Source organism: Myxococcales bacterium (assembly GCA_016717005.1).
Lineage (GTDB): Bacteria > Myxococcota_A > Polyangia > Haliangiales > Haliangiaceae > UBA2376.
Genome location: JADJUF010000011.1, coordinates 94,356 through 114,646, shown reverse-complemented (window position 1 = coordinate 114,646; position 20,291 = coordinate 94,356). Strand labels below are relative to the sequence as shown.

General features: G+C 67.0%; 17 protein-coding genes and 3 pseudogenes. 10 read left to right on the top strand and 10 right to left on the bottom strand.

Features of this window, described 5'->3' with window-relative positions; genetic code table 11:
* The first annotated feature begins 224 nt into the window (after positions 1-224).
* From IPL61_13195 to IPL61_13160, 8 genes and pseudogenes are all read left to right on the top strand, one after another.
* Positions 225-1,019, top strand: a pseudogene (locus IPL61_13195) (SDR family oxidoreductase).
* A gap of 576 nt (positions 1,020-1,595) precedes the next feature.
* The gene (locus IPL61_13190) at positions 1,596-2,417 is read left to right on the top strand and encodes a hypothetical protein (protein MBK9032251.1); all 822 of its coding nucleotides are present in this window, start codon (positions 1,596-1,598) and stop codon (positions 2,415-2,417) included.
* A complete protein-coding gene (locus IPL61_13185; GenBank protein MBK9032250.1) occupies positions 2,402-2,776 on the top strand; it encodes an SCP2 sterol-binding domain-containing protein in 375 nt (124 codons plus the stop codon). The genes IPL61_13190 and IPL61_13185 overlap by 16 nt, the downstream gene beginning before the upstream one ends.
* A complete protein-coding gene (locus IPL61_13180) occupies positions 2,730-3,245 on the top strand; it encodes an SCP2 sterol-binding domain-containing protein (GenBank protein ID MBK9032249.1) in 516 nt (171 codons plus the stop codon). Before IPL61_13185 ends, IPL61_13180 begins: the two co-directional genes overlap by 47 nt.
* The gene (locus IPL61_13175; protein MBK9032248.1) at positions 3,242-3,577 is read left to right on the top strand and encodes a hypothetical protein; all 336 of its coding nucleotides are present in this window, start codon (positions 3,242-3,244) and stop codon (positions 3,575-3,577) included. Before IPL61_13180 ends, IPL61_13175 begins: the two co-directional genes overlap by 4 nt.
* A 189-nt stretch (positions 3,578-3,766) precedes the next feature.
* Positions 3,767-4,361, top strand: a pseudogene (locus tag IPL61_13170) (hypothetical protein).
* Positions 4,362-5,704: 1,343 nt separating this feature from the next.
* On the top strand, positions 5,705-5,944 hold the full coding sequence (locus IPL61_13165; GenBank protein MBK9032247.1) for a P-loop NTPase: 240 nt from the start codon (positions 5,705-5,707) through the stop codon (positions 5,942-5,944).
* A gap of 17 nt (positions 5,945-5,961) precedes the next feature.
* Positions 5,962-6,843, top strand: a complete 882-nt coding sequence (locus IPL61_13160) for a hypothetical protein (GenBank protein ID MBK9032246.1) — start codon at positions 5,962-5,964, stop codon at positions 6,841-6,843.
* A 72-nt stretch (positions 6,844-6,915) separates the two neighbouring features.
* On the opposite strand, the gene IPL61_13155 is transcribed toward IPL61_13160, so the two are convergent.
* The 10 genes and pseudogenes from IPL61_13155 to IPL61_13110 form a co-directional block, all read right to left on the bottom strand.
* Positions 6,916-7,443, bottom strand: a complete 528-nt coding sequence (locus tag IPL61_13155; GenBank protein MBK9032245.1) for a hypothetical protein — start codon at positions 7,441-7,443, stop codon at positions 6,916-6,918.
* A gap of 713 nt (positions 7,444-8,156) precedes the next feature.
* Positions 8,157-9,651 (bottom strand): annotated as a pseudogene (locus IPL61_13150) (ISKra4 family transposase).
* 326 nt (positions 9,652-9,977) lie between these two features.
* Positions 9,978-10,400, bottom strand: coding sequence for a hypothetical protein (locus IPL61_13145; protein MBK9032244.1), 423 nt, complete (start codon positions 10,398-10,400; stop codon positions 9,978-9,980).
* A gap of 62 nt (positions 10,401-10,462) precedes the next feature.
* Complete coding sequence (locus tag IPL61_13140) at positions 10,463-10,897, bottom strand: ThiF family adenylyltransferase (protein MBK9032243.1); 435 nt, start codon at positions 10,895-10,897, stop codon at positions 10,463-10,465.
* Positions 10,898-11,650: 753 nt separating this feature from the next.
* A complete protein-coding gene (locus IPL61_13135) occupies positions 11,651-12,055 on the bottom strand; it encodes a hypothetical protein (protein MBK9032242.1) in 405 nt (134 codons plus the stop codon).
* 19 nt (positions 12,056-12,074) lie between these two features.
* Positions 12,075-12,821 (bottom strand): NYN domain-containing protein, encoded by a 747-nt coding sequence (locus IPL61_13130; GenBank protein ID MBK9032241.1) that lies wholly within the window; start codon positions 12,819-12,821, stop codon positions 12,075-12,077.
* Positions 12,822-12,915: 94 nt separating this feature from the next.
* Positions 12,916-14,073 carry a transposase gene (locus IPL61_13125; GenBank protein MBK9032240.1) on the bottom strand — a complete coding sequence of 386 codons (1,158 nt, stop codon included), beginning with the start codon at positions 14,071-14,073 and terminating at the stop codon, positions 12,916-12,918.
* 331 nt (positions 14,074-14,404) lie between these two features.
* Complete coding sequence (locus IPL61_13120; protein ID MBK9032239.1) at positions 14,405-14,842, bottom strand: hypothetical protein; 438 nt, start codon at positions 14,840-14,842, stop codon at positions 14,405-14,407.
* Between the two features lie 509 nt (positions 14,843-15,351).
* Positions 15,352-15,888, bottom strand: a complete 537-nt coding sequence (locus tag IPL61_13115; protein ID MBK9032238.1) for a M15 family metallopeptidase — start codon at positions 15,886-15,888, stop codon at positions 15,352-15,354.
* Positions 15,863-18,238, bottom strand: coding sequence for a DUF4157 domain-containing protein (locus tag IPL61_13110; GenBank protein ID MBK9032237.1), 2,376 nt, complete (start codon positions 18,236-18,238; stop codon positions 15,863-15,865). Before IPL61_13110 ends, IPL61_13115 begins: the two co-directional genes overlap by 26 nt.
* A 1,073-nt stretch (positions 18,239-19,311) precedes the next feature.
* On the opposite strand from IPL61_13110, the gene IPL61_13105 reads away from it, so the two are divergent.
* The gene (locus tag IPL61_13105; protein ID MBK9032236.1) at positions 19,312-19,584 is read left to right on the top strand and encodes a hypothetical protein; all 273 of its coding nucleotides are present in this window, start codon (positions 19,312-19,314) and stop codon (positions 19,582-19,584) included.
* Positions 19,581-19,979 (top strand): retropepsin-like domain-containing protein, encoded by a 399-nt coding sequence (locus tag IPL61_13100; protein ID MBK9032235.1) that lies wholly within the window; start codon positions 19,581-19,583, stop codon positions 19,977-19,979. Before IPL61_13105 ends, IPL61_13100 begins: the two co-directional genes overlap by 4 nt.
* The last annotated feature ends 312 nt before the right edge of the window (positions 19,980-20,291 follow it).

The following is a 20,291-nucleotide window of genomic DNA, read 5'->3' as shown; positions in this document are numbered from 1 at the left end:
CGGCGTCATGCTCGGCCCGGCGCTCGCCGCCGGGCTCGGCTACGCGGTCGCGCTCGACCTCACGCTGCGTGATGATCGGCGCCGCCACCACCGCGTGCCTGCACGGCTGGCGAGGCCGCGCCGACGCGGCTGGTCAGTCACTGGCAGCGCATGTTTCGGCGATCGTCGCCGCGGCCGCGGCGCGCCGCCGACGCGCACCACCGACAACGCACGGGAGAAGAACGATGAGCAAGGAACTGCGGTTCGATGGCAAGGTCGCGATCGTCACCGGCGCCGGCGGCCTCGGGCGCTCGCACGCTGCTCCTGGCGTCGCGCGGCGCAGGTCGTGGTCAACGATCTCGGCGGCTCAGCTTCACCGGCGAGGGCAAGTCGAGCTCGGCCGCCGACAAGGTCGTCGACGAGATCAAGGCCGCCGGCGGCACCGCGGTCGCCAACTACGACTCGGTCGAGTTCGGCGACGCGATCGTCCAGACCGCGGTCGACGCCTTCGGCAAGGTCGACATCCTCATCAACAACGCCGGCATCCTCCGCGACGTCTCGTTCGGCAAGATGACCCCGGCCGACTGGGACCTCATCTACCAGGTGCACGTCTTCAGCGCCTACAAGTGCACCGCCGCGGTCTGGGGCCTCATGCGGGACCAGGGCTACGGCCGCATCGTCATGAACCGCGTCGGCCGCCGGCATCTACGGCAGCTTCGGCCAGGCCAACTACTCGATGGCCAACTCGGCATCCCGGCTTCGCCCAGACCCTCGCGCTCGAGGGCCAGAAGCGAACGTCCTGGTCAGCACCATCGCGCCGATCGCCGGCTCGCGCATGACCGAGACCGTCCTGCCCGGCGAACCCGATCGACGCTCAAGCCCGAGTTCGTGTCGCCCCTCGTCGCGCGCCTGTGCCACGAGTCGCTCCGAGGAGAACGGCGGCCTGTTCGAGGTCGGCGGCGGCTTCATACGCCAAGCTCCGCTGGGAGCGCTCGAGCAGGGGCAGAGACCTTCCGCCTCGGCCGCCCGATCACGCTTGAGGCCGTCGACGCCGCCTGGACGGACATCACGTTCTTCGACCACGACCGGGCTCGCCTCCGTCGCCGAGTCGATGCAGCCGATCATGGCCAACTCTCGGGCCGGCCCGTCAGGGCGGCAACCGGTTCATCGACGTCGACGTCGCGCTCGGCTACACAAGTTCCCGAGCGATCGAGCTACGACGAGCGCGACCTGGCGATCTACGCGCTCGGCGATCGCGCCGCCGACCCCGGCGACGACAGGGACCTCCGGCTGGTCCTACGAGATCCACGGCAAGGGCATGAAGGCCCTCCCGACCTACGCCGTCATCGGCGATCAACGTCATCCTCCAGCTCGGCCGAGGACGGCCGCGCGCCGGGCCTCGAGTTCAGCCTGGACCGCGTCCTCCACGGCGACCGGTCACCGAGCTCAAGCGCCCGCTGCCACGCGCGGCAAGCTCACGCACCGCGGCCGCGTGAAGGACATCTTCGACAAGGGCAAGAACGCGCTGGTCGTCAGGGGATCGTCACGTACGACGAAAGAGCCGGCAACCCGCTGGTCGCAACCGAGATCACCACGCTCGTCCGCGGCGCCGGCGGCTGGAGCGGGCGACCGCGGCCCGTCGGCCGACGTCAACGTCCCCCGACCGCGCCCCGACAAGGTCATCGAGGAGCAGCTGCCGGTGCCAGGCCCTCCTGTACCGCCTCAGCGGCGACTGGAACCCGCTGCACGCCGACCCGGGCATGGCCAAGGCCTTCGGCTTCGACAAGCCGATCCTCCACGGCCTGTGCTCGTTCCGCTATGCCGGCGGCACGTCATCGCTGGGTTTCGCGCCCGAGCGCAACCGACTTCATGAAGTCGATCCGCGTGCGTTCGCCAGACCGTGCTGCCCGGCGACACGCTGGTCACCGAGATGTGGAAGGACGGCGATCAGAGATCCTCTTCAGACCAAGGTCAAGGAGCGCAACGAGGTCGTCATCTCGAACGCCGCGGTGGAGTTCTGGAAGGAGATCGAAGCCGGCGGCCCGAAGCTCAAAGGCCGCGGCCGCGGGGCGGCGCGCCGGGCGCAGGCGCGATGCCGATCTCGACCGACATCTTCCAGCGCGATGAACGGCTTCGTGAAGGCGAACGCCGACGTCGCCGAGAAGGTGAGCCGTCTTCCAGTTCAAACTGTCGGCCCCCGACAGCGTCTGGACCAATCGACCTGGGCACCCCGCCCGGCTCGGTCGCCCGGCGCCGGCACCGCGCCCAAGTGCACGCTTGAGCTCAGTGACGCCGACTTCATGCCATGGCCGCAGCCGAACCGACCGGATGAAGCTGTTCTCGAGCGGCAAGCTCGGGCTCTCCGGCGACGTGATGGCGTCGCAGAAGCTCGGCTTCTAGAAGAAAGATCACGCCGGACCTGGTGCTGCCGGAGATGAAAGCGCGTGGGCGCGGGCGGTGGCGCGGCGGCGGCGGCGCTTCAGCCGGTAAGCGGAGGCGCGCCGGCGGGCGACATGGTGACGACGACCTGGGACGTGTTCATCGCGATCCGCGACCGTCGAGCGCAACCCCCGACCTGGTCGGCAAGATCGACGCGAGCTACCTGTTCAAGGTGACGAACCCGGACTCGGCCTGGGTCGTCGACCTCAAGCCGGCAAGGGCGCGGTCACCGGGCGCCGGCGCCGCCGACTGCACGCTCGAGATCAGCGAGGCCGACTTCATCGACATGACGACCGGCAAGTCGGACCCGAGTGAAGCTCTTCACCACCGGCAAGCTGAAAGATCAGCGGCAACGTGATGGCGTCGCAGAAGCTCAGCTTCCTGCAGAATGGATCGAGCAGGCCAAGCGGGCGGCGATCAAGGCGCCGCGCCGCGGGCACCCGGTCCCGGCAAAGGCCGCGGCGGCGGCAACAGCGGGCCCGACGGCGAAGGCGCCGGCGTTCTTCGCCGCGCCGGGCAAGCGCCTGGCCGAGAAGCCCGAGCTGGCCAAGGAGCTGGGCGCGATCGTGCTGTTCAAGCTGCTCGACCCGGCGTCCGAGTGGACCGTCGAGGGCGCCGCGGTGTCGCCGGCCGATTTCGGCACGGCCAAGACCACGCTCACGCTCAAGGACGAGGACCTGGCGGGCCTGGCGGCGGGGGATGTCCACGGCCTCTACCAGCACGGCAAGATCCGCATCGACGGCGACGTCTCGGTCGCCCACCGCATCGGCCTGCTCAAGGGCCTGATCCCAACCACCCGACCCGATCGAACAAGGAGCATCACATGACCCGCAAAGTGAACGTCATCGGCGTCGGCATGGTCCCGTTCGCCAAGCCCGGCGAGTCCGAGGAGTACAACGTCATGGCCTCGAAGGCCGGGCGGACCGCCCTCGAGGACGCCGGCGTCCCGTTCGGCGAGATCCAGCAGGCCTACGCCGGCTACGTGTTCGGCGACTCGACCTGCGGCCAGCGCGCCGTCTACGAGATCGGGCTGACCGGCATCCCGGTCTTCAACGTCAACAACAACTGCTCCTCGGCTTCGAGCAGATGGAGAAGGGCGCGCTCGCGGCCAAAGTGGACCCACGTCACGCAACCCGCTCGACAAGCACGCCAAACCTGATGAGCGAGCTGCGGGAGCTCAGCTTCAGGCCCCGCCGGCCGCGCAGATGTTCGGCGGCGCGGGACGCGGTACCGCTGGAGAGTAGGGACCAGGCGCGGGACGTTCGCGAGATCTCGGCGAAGGCGCGGCAGCACGCGTCAAAAGAACCCGTACGCCCTGTTCAAGAACGTGCTGTCGGTGGAGGAGGTGATGGCCTCGCCCGAGGTCTTCGATCCGCTGACCCGCTACCAGTGCTGCCCGCCGACCTGCGGCGCGGCGGCGGCGGTGCTGTGCAGCGACGACTTCGCCCGCAAGCACAACATCTCGAACCCCGTCTACATCGCCGGCCAGGTCATGACCACCGACTACCCGTCCTCGTTCGAGGAGAAGTCGATGATCAGATGATCGGCTACGACGCCTGCAACCAAGAACGCCGCGGCGCAGGTGTACGAGAAGACCGGCATCGGGCCCGAGGACATCCAGGTCGTCGAGCTGCACGACTGCTTCACCGCGAACGAGCTGCTGACGTATGAGGCGTTGGGCCTCTGTGAGGAGGGCGGCGCCGAGCAGTTCATCTGGGACGGCCAGAATACGTACGGCGGGAAGTTCGTGACCAATCCAAGCGGTGGCTTGCTCAGCAAGGGGCACCCGCTGGGCGCGACCGGGCTGGCGCAGTGCACCGAGCTGGTGTGGCACCTGCGCGGGACGGCCGGGGAGCGGCAGGTGGAGGGCGCGAAAGGTGGCCCTGCAGCACAATCTCGGCCTCGGCGGGGCGTGCGTGGTGACGATGTATCGACAGGACTGACCTCCAGCCTGCCGCTGCGACGGCGACGCCCACGCCCCCGTCCGCCGCTCGCTCAAAGTCTGTACGCGCGCACACGCTTTCCCGCCTGCCCGAGCGGTGTCCCCCGGGCACGAGCCTGAACTCGTCTCCAGCGACCAACCGCCTATGCGCATCCCCGTCGGATCGGCCGGCGGACGGCGGCGATTGCCCAGGTCAGCGTGATCGCTACCCCGCGATCACTGAGCCAGGGGAGAACACGTCTAGGGCCGCCCCACGTTTGGATGTCGAACCGCTTGGGCGCAAGATTGAGCGCTGGCATGATCACGTTCACGTCCTCCTCGTCTCTCATCGAGATATGTGATGATCTCACCTACACCCGCCGTCGCTTGGGACGGGAAGCGCAGTTGGCCACGCTCGAGCTTCATAGCCAGTCTGCACGCTGACGCCCTCCTTGTTCTTGGCGTCACTCCCCGAGACCTCAAAAGTCGCGGCATTCATGGCCCAACCAATCTGGAGCGGTGTGCCATCCTCGGCAGACTCGTCGAGTCGCGTGCTGCCAAGGGCGACCACCCGACATGGGCCTGGTCGCACTTTCTCGCCGGCCCCAAGCAAGCAGTGCCCGTGCCCACAGCCAAGCCCGCCGGCCTACGGCGACTCCCCGGCCCAAACACTTCAGACGAGTGGCGGGCCGTCGCGAACGAGCGCGCCACGGACGCGCTCGCGATCCATCAATCACGACCGAGTTCGCTCGGGCAAGTGTACCTTATCGGATATGCACTGGAGTGCAGCCTCAAGGCCGTCCTCAGAGCGCTCAAGCAGCCATTCCCCACCAGCGGCCAAGCTGGCCACAACTTAAGAGGCCTATGGGAGGCCGCCGGCTTCCGACTAAGCGACCTTCACAATTCCAATCGGGCAAAGCTTCTTCATTGAGCAGTGGTCGACGGATATCCGGTACGAGACGTCCACGTCCATCGTTTCACATATCCCCACAAGCGATTTGCTTGCCGGAGCACAAGAGCTAGCCGGCTGGCTTCAGACACGCGCGAGACGAGGCCGACACCGATGAACGCCGACGCTGTGAAACAACTCATCCAATCCGCGCTCGCGGAGGCAAACATCGTTCCGGACGAGGTGCGCGTCAGGAAGATCCGTATCTTGGCTGGCGCGTCATCGTGGTCTCCGGCGACTTCGCATCGCTCCCGCCTGACCAACGACGATCGCTCGCGCTCAAACATGTTGCGGCCGAGACCATTCAGGCGTTCGACGCGCTGACCCGCGCCGAGCGCGACTGGGCTGGCTCTCTGCCGGCGGTGTCTTCAACGGAGCAGTTACCCCTCTGGCCCGAGTCGCTCGCGCGAGCGAATATGGCGCCCCTGGCTCGAGCTACGTTTCCATCCGAATTGGACGACGACCTCGCCCTACCGATTGTCGCAACGTTCTACTCTCTCCGCGGCGGCGTCGGCCGCTCCACCGCCCTCGCCTACACGGCACACATTCTCGCCTCGCGTGGCAAGCGCGTTGTGTGCGTTGACCTCGATCTCGAGGCACCTGGTCTCGCGGCGCTATTTGGCCGAGAAGATGAGGTCACGGCCACCAGGGCGTAGTCCGCCTACTTCTCGACATGGAGCAGGACGACATTCCCGACATCTCGCGACATCTCATTCGCGTATCTGAAGACGTGGAACTCTACTGCCTTCCAGCAGGCATGCCTTCGGCAAACTACGCTCGTCAACTTAGCCTCATCGACCCTGAAGCCTGGTACCGTGAAGACAACAACCCGCTGCGAACGCTGATCGACCTACTAGGAACAAGCCTCCCGTTCCTGCCAGACACGGTCCTGCTCGATTCACGAACCGGTATCACACGACTGAGCGGCCCGCTACTGTTCGATCTCGCCGACATAGCGTGCATTGCATTCTTCCCGCACCCTCAATCCGAGAAGGGCACCGCGGCGCTCGTAAGCGCCCTACTCTCATCTCGAACCAGAAGAAGCACCCCAGCACGGTCTTTTGCGCCCGAGCCAAGGTTCATTGTTTCACCGATCCCCGCCAGTAAGACACCAGAGGTCGTACAGCGCTATCAACACAGAGCCGCCGAGTGGATACACCGATGGCTAGGCGCCGCCTCGGCGCGGCCCAGCCACTGGGACGAATCCGAGCTTGTGCACTTCGTTCCGTACCAGGAGTCCCTCGCAGCATCCGACACCGTCTTCGATGACCGCGACACTTGGAAGCCATACGAGCCTATCGCGGACTGGATTCAGCGCTTCATCCCGTCGCCCGATGAGGCCGAGTCGACTGACTCCAGCATCCCGGCGCTGAAGGCGGCAATACTCTCCGAGCTTCATTTTCCCGGCGGCACTGCCGAAGAACGGAACAAGAGCAACCTGGTCGACACGTTCGTCGAGACTGACCTCGTCACGAAGGCGCTCCTACCTACCACACCCACTCGTCATCGGGCGCAAAGGCACAGGCAAGACCGCGATCTTCCGCATGCTCCTTGAAGCGCCACTATGCGATCTCGATTCTCGCGCCAGCGAAGCTCAAGGAACAGTGGCACCCGACAGCCGACGGATTCAGAAGCGCCGCACATGCTCGCTACCGGCAAGTTCGAGTGGCGCGAATTCAGGCACGTGTGCATCGCATGCCGCAGGAACTTCTTCGACGCAACCTCGAGCCCGGCCTGCCGCCGTCTCGCGGTCCGTGTACCGCTTACGCCCATCGGATCCGGAAATGGAACTACTGGATGCCATCCAAGCCATCCTCGACGTCCCCAATGGATCACTGATCGCTGGCGTATGGCTCCAAGAGATGGACAAACTCGTCGCAAAGACATACCTGCTGGTGGTCGACGGATTGGACACTGGCTTGGAGGCACGCAAGTCGAGCGCGAGCGCCGGGCGCGGGCAGTCGAAGGACCACTCACCCTCCTCACCGACCGCTCCGATCGCCTCATCAATCTGCGCTTTAAGATTCTGCTTCGCGACGACATCTGGCGAAAGCTCCGATTTGAGAACAAGAGCCACCTGTTCGGCAAATCGGTTCGTCTCGCCTGGGACACCCAGGCAGACTACCTCAAGATTGCACTGCGACAGGCCCTTCAATCACGGTCCTTCAAGCGCGCACTCCAGGCCTCCGATGTCAAAGCTCCAGCCGAGAACAGCCCAGGGAACAATGAAGCCACCTATCGCGTCTGGGGGAGCGCTCGTCGGCGAGCGCATGAAGGGTGGCAACACTGCCTATACATCTAATTGGGTATGGAATCGCCCTTGCGGACGCCAACAACGATCACAGTCCGAGATTTCTCCTGCAGCTCTTTCAGCACGCTGTAGAATGAGGAAAGACGCACTCCCCGGCCGCCACGGCATATGACAGATCGGTTACTTCGCCCCCCGCCTAATGGAATCTCTCGACCAGGTGTCCGAGCAAGCCATTGGGCACTCCTCGAGGAATTTGTTGAACTTGAGTCACTGCAAGCCAAGCTCACCCAAGCTGGGAGGACTCCGGTCCGCGCCGTAGAACTCGATGACGTTAGGGAGTCGGTCGCGCTCGGAAGAGAAGTTGGCTTGTTGTCAGTGTATGGGAACTGACACCGACCCCATCAGATTCAGAGTCCCGGACATCTATCGAATGGGGCTCAAGATGACGCGTCAGGGTCAACTCTGAAGGGTGCGCTCTTCCGGAGCGGTCGTCGACGGGAGCAATTCCGATGGGTGCGGCTCTTCTGGAGCGGTCGTCGACGGGGGCAATTCGGATCCCTCGACGAGGAGAGGTGGGGCGGCGCGGCGGCAGCGGGGGCAGCGCCGCGAGGGACGTCGCCGTCGGCATGGCGTGACTGGTGGTTGCGCTCGTGCTCCTTCGCGAGGTGAAAGTGCCAGTAGTCGTCGAAGTCGCCACTGGCGCGCAGCGCGCGCAGCCGCAGGACGGCCTCGGCGCCGGCCAGCGACCGCCGCGCGCCGGTGCGGCCATGCGATCCTGGACGAGGTGGCGGCACGCGCCCTCGCCGATCACGCCGGTGGCGATCGGCAGCCCGGCGTCGATCGCGCGGTCGTAGTGGAGGAAGCGCGTGTGCCTGACGAGGTAGCTGGCGGCGCGCTCGACGGCGCGCGTCGCCTGGCGTCGAGGGTGTGGGTCGTGAGCATCAGGCGCAGGCTCTTGGCGATCTCGCCGCCGCTGCGGCCGGCGAGCAGGGCGGAGCAGGCGGCACTCGACCCAGCGCTCGGCCGCGACCTGATCGTCGGCGTGGTCGCCGGGATGGAAGGCGTGGGCGGCGCGCCACAGGTACTCGAGGACGTGGACCAGATCGAGCACGATGGTGATCGCGACGCCGGCCGCGCGCGCGCGCGCTTGATGCGCCGCAGCTGATCGGGCTGCCGTCGACGAGGCACGACCCAGCGGCGGCGCTGCTCGGGATCGCGGCGGCGCGCCTCGGCGACGCGTCGTCGATTCACCTGCTGCGCGCCGTGCTCGACGCTGGCCCACACCCGCTTGTGGATCGGGCGCGGCCGGTCGGTGCGCTTCGCGTGCGCGCCGTGCAGCACGTCGGCGACCACGCGCGGCCACGGCGCGATCGTGTACACCGCCGCGACCTCGGCCATCCGCTTGCGGTTCGGCTTCTCGCCCTTGGTGAGGCGTGTGCAGGCGCCGCGGCGTCGCCTCGGCGGCCTGGCGGGTCGCCGCCCGCAGGCTGTCGTGGCGCATCGCGATGCCCTTCCCGTCGAAGCTCAGGACCAGCAGGTGGTCGGTGTCCTCGGGCGCGCACAGCCGAGCTCGGTAGAACTCGTCGAAGTCACGCGCCGCGCGGACCGCCAGCTCCTCGGTCTGTCGCTTCGGCACCTTGGCGCCGCTGTACTTCTGGATCGCCGCCACCACCTCGTCGAACGACGACCGCGCGCTCTCCTCGGCGACCACCCGGCGCACCTCGTGCGAGTACTTCTCCGCCGGCAGGTCCATCGCGGCGTCGAGCGGCGCGCGCCCGGTCACGCCGGGCGCCTGGTACAGGGTGCGCTCGAGCTCGACCTCGCCGAACTCGGTCATCACGGTGCGCCGCCCCCGTCGCGCCGCCTCACGGCGATCCCATCCTCGCCCCGCACCGCGACCGGCAACTCGCGCTCCGAGCGCCCGTCGAAGTGCGCCTGCATCATCGCGCGCATCATCTCCCGCCCCTGCGTTCGCATCATCCGCTCGATCTCGCTCAGCGACGCGTGCATCGCCTCCGGGCTCAGCAGGTCGTCTTCCAGCTTCTTCATGCTCCGCCGAGCTTCGCAGAAGGGGCTGTCGGTGGCGATCCGCGCGGCGTTGCTCTTCGGCATCAGGCCGGCGACGCTACCCGCCCGCGATCGATCCGGACAGCCCGTCCGACAACCGTTGCCGGAATCGATCAGCTTTCTGCCGTCGCAGAAGATCCGCACCCTTTAGCGATGCATGTAGCCCTTACCACATGGGCGCACTTTGCCGCCTGATCCATGCTCCGAACACCACCAGCGACGGCAGCAGGTCGCGCACTGTGGTAGAAGATCTTCCCTGACCTGTCGGTGTTTCTGCAACCCGAGGCCTCGCACTGGACCGTGGCCATATCATCCTCCTGTTCTGGATCCAACCTCAGCGGCACCGTCGGCGGATGTGCGCTCGTCTACAGCTATGAATAGTCGCGCATGCCAATGCCGCACGTGAAGCACTCCTTCGCACGGGCCTCGACGCTCTCACGGTCTTCGTAGATCGCCTTCGCGCGATTATCCTCATACACAACGACAGGGCCAATATCCTGGCGCCCGGTGTACTGGTTGAGGAGAACCTCCACGGCGAGGGTCGCAACCATGGCGTTCAACGTCTTTACAGCGGGCTCATTGACCTGCGTACCAGAGACGTAGCCACGCTCAACCAATGAGTCTCGCACTCGGGTGTCATAGTGCGTCTCGCGAGCGACCTTGAGCGGATCGATGCGGCGCAAGCACTGAAGACAGAATCGATCACCCATGCGCACGGCGATCACTTCGCCACTAACATCGCGGACGACCTCATTATCAACCGTGATGTTGACACCGACCGAAACGAACGGCACAAAGTAGCGAAATGAAATCCGCTGTGCAACAAATCGACTGGAATGACTGTCGGTCGCGATAATCAGCCAATTTGAAAGCGCAATAGCCTCCTCGGCCTCGGACTTTTCAACGCCACATTGAATCGGCCGAACCGTCGCGCGTGATTGATTCGGAGCAAATGATCAGCGACGACAGCAACCTTGGGCGCTCCATGCAAAGCCGACTCATGCGTGGCTCCAACGAGACGATTCAAGTTGGAAAGCTCAACGACATCGGGGTCGATCAAGTTGATTTTATGAAAGCCCATATGGATGAGGTGTTCGGCTACAATCGAGCCGAGTCCGCCAACTCCGACAACGCTCACAACCTGATCGCTTGCGATCGCGCGCAAGACTTCCAGACCCACGACAGCGGCGCCTCGGACAAAGGCCGCAGATGTATCGTCGAGACTCTCGCCGCGCGGCGGCCGCGCTTGTGAGGCCGGGATCTGTTCTTGCAGAGTCTGCGTGCGGATCAAGGCTGGCTCCGACACCGACCTTCCTGTGTTCGGATCCAACGGCGGGCAGAGTACTCCTGTCGAGAAAAGACGATGCTGGCGTAGTGAAGATCGAATCGCGAGGCTAGAAAGTCACAGAACTCGATCTCGTCAGCGTCGTCGGTATCGGAGAACGCGACGGAACTACGGGCGAATGGGTGCGTATGGACGTCTATGATGGCATCGACATCGAAGCGCGCTGTGACCTCCTGTAGCACCCTATAGATCGCCGTCTTCTTCGGGGACACCTGCCCAACGACTGCTGGACGTAGTCATTTGGAGCGAGGAAGGCAATATCATGCACGTTCAGAAAGACGAGGCCGCCGATCATCTCCTGCTTTGCAAGAAGCACCGCGAAGTGCTCGCGAGAGAGATCCTCTAAGAGTCGTTCCCGGAGAACACGCAGTTGCCCGTGTTGAAATCGGATCGAGCATGCCGGCATCCACACCCGGCTCGCGTCCTGGGCAACCGCTCCACGTCTTGGGTCTTGCGATCGACTCTTGCGCTGCCTTCGCATCTTGCCACCTCTCGCCACAGCGCTAGTCTTCCGTCGAAAGCGCCTCTTTGATGAGCATGAAGTAGCTCCAGACACTATCCCCACGTTTCCAATCCCCCGACTGGTGAACCGGAGCGGGCTGCCAACTTCCCGGGTTCACATACACGCAATACCACTGCCAACCGTGATCCAGCGGCTCCTGGGCCGCCTCATGGTAGACTCTCGGGAACATGTGCCCGTCAGGCGCGCCCGGAAGCGATGCCTGCAGGTAGAATCCAATCGGGGGGAGTTCCCGGATACTCCGTTGGAAACACGACCATCAACGGCGATGCTTGCGCGATGCAGTGCCATTTTGGCGGCAGCACGTATCTGGGAATCTTCAGCCAGTTCGCATCTTCCTCATCGAATTCGACACCAGACTTGAAGAGGTGCTGCGCAATGTCGTACACTTGTTCGGCGATGATCCGCTTGGATTGCAGTGACCGAGGCCCCCAAAAGCTACCCTTGGTCCGGTCTGGGATGGTCGTCACCTTGACCGGATTGCCACGCTTATCTCGCAACTCGTCTTCGTCGTACGTCTTCGTGGGGTCGATCGTTTCTGCTTCAATCCCGCGCTGAAGGACGGGCCGCCGTCCGTCGCGCACGTTTACGCGGTCAATGATGTCACGGCCCTCGACCCCGGATCCAGGTATGGTGACACGTCGACCGTTGATGATGACTGTGGGCATTCGCTAACCTCCCCGTCGCCAAGGGCTTGTGGCGGCATCTCCGCGATCGCAGCACTAGGGCTAGTCTGGCGCAGGAATAGTCGGGCCGGGTCTGCGGGCCCACATCAACACCCTCGGCGACCTGTTGGCGCGGATCAGACTGTCCGTCGGCAGGTGCGTGTTCTGCTCCATGCGCAGACGATGCCGGCCCAGGCTCGGGCTCGGCACGCTCCTTCAAGTAATAGTCGAGGCTGATGAATCCCGAACACTTCAGGATGATCTCGCGGGCTGCTGCCGCTTCGAACGAAGCCACTTCGACCCGAATCCCCAAACGACGAAGTTCTTGGACCAAGGGCACGAAGTCGACGTCTCCGCTTGCGAGCACAATGATGTCGGGCTTGACGGCATACGCCACGCGCAGAACATCGATAGTGATCTCTACATCGAAGTTGCACTTGTAGGAATCTGCGGCAATCGTCCCACGCTTGGTGTTGACGATGTAGCGGTACTGCCACAGCCGCTCGATCAGCGCGTCGAGTCGGTGTTCGTTGCGGGGATCAATTGGGACGTAGCAGTGAGCATCGACGAGGAAGCGCCCGTCGGAAACGTACTCGAGCAGATCTTGGTAGTCGACGCGCAAGCCGCGGTCCCCGGCAGCCCGGTCGATGTTCGCGAAGTCAAGGAAGACAACAACCCGCTCCATTGCGCTGACCCTCCGCGAGGTTCTGACCCGCCTAAGGTACGCGCCATTCCCATACACGTCAACCAATCGAGGGTCGCAACCACTCAAGAGACTCTCAGGACACCCTGCACGGGTGAACGCACGACGGATCGCGTCGCGGAATCCTTGCTACGTCGGACCGAAAGCTCCGCCGGCCTGACCGCCGCGGGGTGAGGTCCCGAACGAACAGGCGATGATGGGCGAAAGCGGGTGGACGTGGCGCGTCGGCGCGAGGGGAGCAGGCGGCGGCCGTCAGGTGGCGACGGCGAATTTGTCGGCGTCGGAAGCGCCGACGTGCCAGGGCAGCTGGAAGTTCGCGGGTGTCGGGATGTACCAGCCGGGACGGGCCAGGCTGCCGGGCGGGTAGAGGCGCTGGATCTCGGTCCGCGAGGCGGCGGGATCGTGGCGCAGACGATCGGCGGCGCGCAGGTAGGTGGTGCGGAAGTCGCGGTACGCGGCGGTGTAGCGGCGGTAGCCGGCGGCCGTGCTGGCGTGGCAGCGCGGCATCGGCGAGCGCTTGGACTTCTTCGGCGCGCGGTGCGGGTTCTGGGTCCGGATCGCGCGGGCGCCCAGGAAGCTCTTGCCCTTGTGCTGGTTCTCGATGTCGTCGATCAGCGCGGCGACCTTGGCGCGGCGAGCGGCCGGCGTCAGGTCCGCCCACGCCGGCAGCGGCGTCAGGTCGAAGGAGACGTCCTCGGCGAGCTCGGCGACCGGGCGCGGATCGGACAGCGCGGCGTTGCGGCGCTGCTTGTCGAGCGAGACGTACGTGGCCCGCACGTGCAAATCGTCGAGCAGCGCGCGTCGAGCTGGCGCCCGGCCACTGCGTCGGCGAACACACCAGGCCGGGCGCCGGGCCCTGCGCCAGCAGGTAGCGCAGGCGCGCGACCTGGGCCTTGGGGTCGAGCACCGCGATCACCGCGCCGCGCCGGCTCCAGAACGTCCCGCGCCGGCGGCGCAGGGCGTTGATCTGGCGCGCGATGTTGCCGTGCACGAAGTCCAGGAACAGCGGGATCTGGGCCGGGTCGGTCGCCGACGCGAGGTAGTGGACATGATTCGATTCGGCGTCATAGGCGTGCAGCTGGATGCCGTCGTAGTGCTGCAGCGCCTTGCCGAACACGCCCTCGATGATCGCCTTGCACGCCGCGTCCGGCCGCAGCCAGAACTTCCCGCCCAGCGTCCGGATCGTCACCTCGAAGACCACCTGCGTCACGTACCACCGCTGCCGATGCGCCATCGCTCGCTCCTGGCCTGCGCCCACCCTGGGCGCCTGGCCCGGGTATCGGCCGGCCCGCGCCGCGGTTTCCGCACGGCGAGGCGGCGCCCCGGTGACGGGCGCTACCGGAACTCGCCGAGGCCGAAGCCTTCCGATCGGCTGCCACCCGAGGTCCGAAGCCTTCCGATCGGCTGCCACCCGAGGTCCGGCGCTCGGCCCCCCGGGCGCGACCACGACCGTCGGTGGCATCGACCCGCTCCGCGCCGTCGGCCCGCGCGGGGCCCCGTCTTCCCGGTGGCGACCGATCGGATGGAGGCAGCCGATCGGGAGGCCGGGAGGCAGGAACGGGTGCCTACTTGACCAGTCGACACGAGTCGCCAAGGGCGCTCGCGCGACACTCGTCGTCGTTGTCGAAGATTTCGAATACTGGATCGGGATCGCTGGGGCTGGTCAACCTGTGGGCCCAGGCGCGGCGCACCCGATGGCAGGCTTGGCTGCGCGTGATCGGGGCCAGCGTGGGGCGCACCATTTCGGCGCTCAACCGAATGATCTCGTTCTCGCAGGATTCACTGGTCCGCTGGCACCGTGACCCATCGGCCCCACCGACCGGATGAACGTAGCGAAAGCACCACCATCCGCGGCCCGCGGGCAACCCGTCGCGCGGCAGCCTCGCGCGGTCGCCGACGCGAGTGCACGGCGACACGCTCGTGACCGCACCGGTGTCGCCGAGGGCAGATTGCTGTGTCGCCTGGCAGGCTTCACGGGTGCGGAAGACCATTGCCTTCCACATCTTCAGGTCACTGTCGCTGCCCCAGTCGAAGTGGGAGAACGCCCACGCCCAGCGCTGGGCTGTGCACGGGGTCGCAGGCGCCCCGCGCTGACACTCGGCCGCGTCGCGAACGCACGACAGCCTCGACGGCGTGCACCACCACCCCTTTCCGACGTCAAGCAGCTCGCCATGCCACGGCGCAGCTTGCGCACGGTCGCTAGGCGGTGGTGGCTGAGCGGACACGGTGGCCGTGGCGGCGAGCGCAGCGACGATCCAGGACCACGACGCGAGTCCTCGCACGAAACCTCGACACGGTCCCTTCATCACCATCAGCTTGCAGGACATCGCCCCGCCCGGCCACCCCTCCGGGTGGCTGTCGATCGAACGAGGGTCGAAGGCGCAGGGGACCGAACGGCCCGTCTCCGGGTGGCAGACGATCGGCACGCGGGGCCCCCTCCTCCCCTCCGCCGGGTGGCAGCCGATCGGAACGGCGCCCGATCGGAGCGCGGGCGTAGGCCGCGGGGGGCTTCCTAGTAGCCCGTGCAGTACTGGAAGTGCATCGAGTCGCCAAACACCTTGCCCCACACGAAGCCCTGGGCCTCGAAGTATGGCGCGATGATCTTCTGGCTCTCGGACACCGGCACCTTGTCGGCCGGCGTGTCCGACGGCACGCGGCCGTTGCCCTCGGGGTTGACGTCGCAGGCGATGCCCCACCCGTGCACACTCTTACCCTGGCCGCCGACCTTGTCGCGCTCGTTGTAGCAGCCGTCGAAGTAGTGGATGTGCTCGCCCTTGCCGTCGGCGACGATGTTGTCGAACACGGCCTTGAGCAGCGGCGCGATCTTGTTGTGGCAATAGACCTGCTTGGGCTTGCCCCCCTTGCCGCACTTGATCTCGTGCATTCCGAGGTTCGTGCCCGGCTTGCCGAACACCTCGATGATCTCCTGGAGCCCGTTGGGGCGCTTGAGCGGAGCGGTGCCGGGCGCCTTGGCGCCGTCCTTCGACGCCTCCTTGTCCTTGTCGGCGGGCGCGGCCTTCTTCTCAAGATCGACGCGGCTGCGCAGCACGTAGCCCGGTTCCTTCGCCGCCGACGTGGTGCACTTGTAGTAGCTGCCGGCGTCGTGGGTGATCGTGATCTCGACGTCCTTGGTGAGCGTGGCGATCGCCTTCGAGCGCTGGCCGACGCGGTCGAGCAGCTCCGTGCCGTCGGCGTTGATGTACGCCTTGACCGCGGGCTCGCGCTTGGTCTCGGGCGGGCCCGCGTCGGGGTTCATGCCGTCGTAGTCGCGCGCGAGCAAAGGTCGGCGCGCTGGCGATCGGCGCGCGCTGCCCGCGCACCATCGCGTCGGCGGCGCGATCGGCCTCGAGCTCGCTGGCGTCGACCGGCCCCGACACCTCGAGCTTGTTCTGGCGCCTGGTCGCGCCCGGATCCGCCTTCTTGTCACCATCGGCGGTCTTGGGCAGATCCTTGGGCTGCTCGGTCGCCATCATCAACGACACGCCCTTCTTCACGACGTTCTTCACCACCCACTTGTCGCCCTCCTTCACGAGGTTGCCGGCGTGGTACTCGGTGCGGACGCCGACCAGCTTCCCGTTGAGGATGGTCTGGATGAACGTGCCGACTGGCTTGCTCAACGACTTCGTCGCGAGGTCGTGGCTGCCCGGCGGCGACTTGTCGGTCGGGATGTACTCGTAGCCGACCGGCGGCGACGGATTCCAGACGTCCTTCGGCGATGCCGGCTCCTTGGTCGGCACGCGCGGATCGATCGACTCGTCGGGATAGCGGGTCGGCTTGGGCGGCGTCCACGGCCCGTTCTTGTCGACCTTGTCCGGCGTCGCGGCCTTGTCGTCGGCCTTGTCCGGCGCCTTCTCCTCATTCTTCTCCTCCTTCTTCTCCTTCTTCTCCTCCTTCTTCTCCGGCCGCGTCTCCGAGACGCTGCCGGTCGTCACGTAGCCGGTGTTGCCCACTAGCGTGGTGCACTTGTAGTAGCCGCCGCCCTCGGTGAGGAGCTTCACCTCCGCGCCCATCGACAGCGTCTCGACCTCGGTCTGCTTCTTGCCGGCGCGATCGTAGACCTTGGTCCCGTCCGCCCTGGCGTAGCGCACGCCCTCCACCTTCTTCTCGGCCGGCCCGGCGTCCGGGTCGACGCCGCCGTAGTCACGCGCGAGGTGCGCGCCGCCGCCGCTCACGACCGCGCGCGCGCCGCGCACCATCGCGTCGGCCGCGCGATCGGCCTCGACCTCGCTCGCGTCGACGGGACCCGACACCTCGAGCTTGTTCTGGCTCTTTGGCGCCGGCGCCGGCGCGCCCTTCTTGCCCAGGTCGGGGCCCTTGGGCAGCTCGGCCGGCTGCTGGTCGAGCTGCATCAGGTTGGCGCCTTGGTACACGCCCGGCACGTTGTAGGGCTTCTTGTCCGCGTCGAACTTGGTCGTAAAGTTGTGCCACTCGGTGCGCACCGCCCACAGCTGGCCGTCGATGAGCACCTGGATGAACGTCCCCAGCGGCCTGGTCTTCTGCGCGGTGCACAGTTGCACGCCTGCAACCGGGGGCGTCTTGCCGTTCGGGAAGTAGTGCCACCCCACCGGCGGCGGTGGGTTCCACACCTTGTCGGCAGACGCCGGCTTCTCCTTGCGGACGCGCGGATCGACCGACTCGTGCGGCACGGTGTCCGCGGTCGGCGCCGTCCACGGGCCCTTCTCGTCGACCTTCTCACCCTTCTCGCCGTCGCCCTTCTCGCGCGCGAGCTGCGCGCCGCCGCCACTCACCGTCGCCCGCGCGCCGCGGACCATCGCATCGGCCGCGCGATCGGCCTCGCCCTCGAGCGCGTCGGCCGGCGTCGAGACCTCGAGCTTGTGCTGGCGCGCCACGGCGCCACCCGACTGCTGCACCGTGTGAGCGACCTCGTGCGCGAGCAGGTGCAAGCCGAACGGATCGTCCGGCTGGTAGCGACCTTCCGAGAAGTGGATGTCGTTGCCGACGGTGTAGGCCTTGGCGCCGACCGCGTGGCTCGCCTCCGCCGACGCCGCGCCGCGGTGCACGCGCACGGCCGACAGATCGGCGCCGAGCGACGCCTCGAAGCGCTCGCGCAGATCGGCGCGCAGCGGCTCGCCGCTCCCCGACGCCGCGCGCTCGACGGCCGCCTCGGCGTTCGCCGCCACACCGTTGCCGTCGCGCCCCGGCTCGGCGTCGCGCTGGATCGGCCCGCGCCCGCCGCGGATCGCCTCGCCCAGCGCGCGCGCGACCGTCACGTCCTCGACGCGCAGCACCAGCGACGGCGCGCCCAGCCGCGACGTGAGGCTGCGCTTGCCCACCGGCGCCAGGGTCTCGTGCAGCTCACCGTCCTGCTCCGACTCTGAGCCACGCCAGCGATCGAGCTCCATGCAGAAGTAGAGACGCGACCGGCGAATCTGTGACACGGACTGCGCGCTTCTCCCGAGGCCCGCGCGATGCCAGGCTTTGCCGCCCCTCCTCCGGGTGGCAGCCCCTCCTCCGCAATCGAGGGGCGCAACCGCTCAACGCACCGGGCTGGGAGGCGACGTTGCGGCGCGAGGTGCACGCCATCGCGAAGACCGCACGCCCGGTCCACGAGGTGCGCGTGCCGGCGTTCTTGTGTGGGCGGCGTCATATGGGAGACGGCCCCCCTGCACGCGGATTGGCGGCCACTGTGCGAGGCCGAGTGGGAGTACGTCGCGCGTGCGAGCTACCCGAGCGAACGTCGCCGGCGTCATCGGCATCGTCGGCAGGTACTCGCGGAGCACGAACGAGATGAGCTGGAGTGCGGTGAGTTTGGTGGCGGTGAGGATCGTGTCCTGGGTGGTGTCGAGTTGCCGGATGGTGCGCTGCGACTCCAGCCGGCCGCGGCGTGCGGCGATCTCGGCGCTGCGCTCGTCGAGCGCGGCCCGTCGTGCACGGTTCTTGCCGAGGGCCGTGCTGGTCTTCGTCGCGCATCGCGGCTGCCCCCTGCGCCGATCGGCTGCCACCCGGCATCGGCGCCACCCGGCATCGGCCACCTGGCATCGCGGCTCCGATCGGCCGGCTCCGATCGGCCGCCACCCGGCATCGCGATCGGCTACCACCCGGCATCGCGGCCCGGCGCTCAGCGCCGGCGCGGCCCCAGTGCAAGGGGTGTGGCTCTCATCCTGATCACCGACGGGCGATGGTCGCCGGCCGCCTTGCACGCCGCGTCCGGCCGCAGCCAGAACTTCCCGCCCAGCGTCCGGATCGTCACCTCGAAGACCACCTGCGTCACGTACCACCGCTGCCGATGCGCCATCGCTCGCTCGTGGCCCGTGCGCCCACCCTGGGCGCTTGGCCCGGGTATCGGCCAGGAGCGCCGGCGGTTGCGTCGGCCCAGGCTCAGCGGGGCGGTCGGCCACCCGGAGGACGGGCTGCCACCTGGAGGACGGGCTGCCACCCGGAGGACGGGCTGCCACCCGGAGGACGGGGAGTCGAAACTTGACACGGCGACCACCTGCGCGATGCTTCGGCGATGCTGACAACTCCAGCGAGCGTCGCTGTTGCCGCCGACGCGGCGGCCGCCCTGCCGATGAGCTGGACGGAGATCTGCGCCGCCTTTCCCGACCAGTGGGTCGGCCTCGTCGACGTCGACAAGGGCAGCGATGCGCCGTACGACGTGCGCGGCGCTCGCGTCGTCAGCCACGGTGCGTCCCCATGGGAGGTGCTGCGGGCGCTGCGGCCGTTCCGCGAGCAGCACGCCAGCGTCCGGCATCTCTATACCGGCGTGATTCGCTCGCGGCGATGACGACGATCGAGACGCGGATCAGCCGCGCGCACGGGCTGATCGTGGTCGAGGCGAGCGTCCGTGGGCCCAGCGGTGACGTCGAAGTCGCCCTCGCGCTCGACACCGGATCGACGGAGACCGTCATCAACCCCTGGGTGGTTGACGCGCTCGGCTACACGGTACGCGACGGTGCGCAGGTCACGCGTGTGAGGTCAGCGATCGGGGATGAGCAGGGCTACACCCTGCGCGTCGCTCGCTTTGCCGCGCTCGGCTTCGCCCATGAGCGCTTCCGCGTTCATGTCTTCGATCTGGCGGAAGGCTACGGGATCGACGGACTCGTCGGCCTGACGTTCCTGGATCGACTCAACTACGAGATCCGCTCGGTCGAGAACGTGTTCCGCGCGTCGCTCGTCTAAGCCGATCGACCTCGATCCGATCGGCGGCCACCGGTCGCAGCCTCCTCCGGGGTGGCAGCGGCGACAGCCGATCGGAGTGGCCGGCAGCCGATCGGAATGGCCGGTGCGGTCTCATCTCAAAAGAGCGTCCGGATCGTCACCTCGAACACCACCTGCGTCACGTACCACCGCTGCCGATGCGCCATCGCTCGCTCCTGGCCCGCGCCCACCCTGGCGCCTGGCCCGGGTATCGGCCAGGCGCGCCGCCGGTTGCGTCGCGCCAGACGGGGCGGCCGGCGGCCCTACTCCGCCGGCCCCCCCTGCGCCGATCGG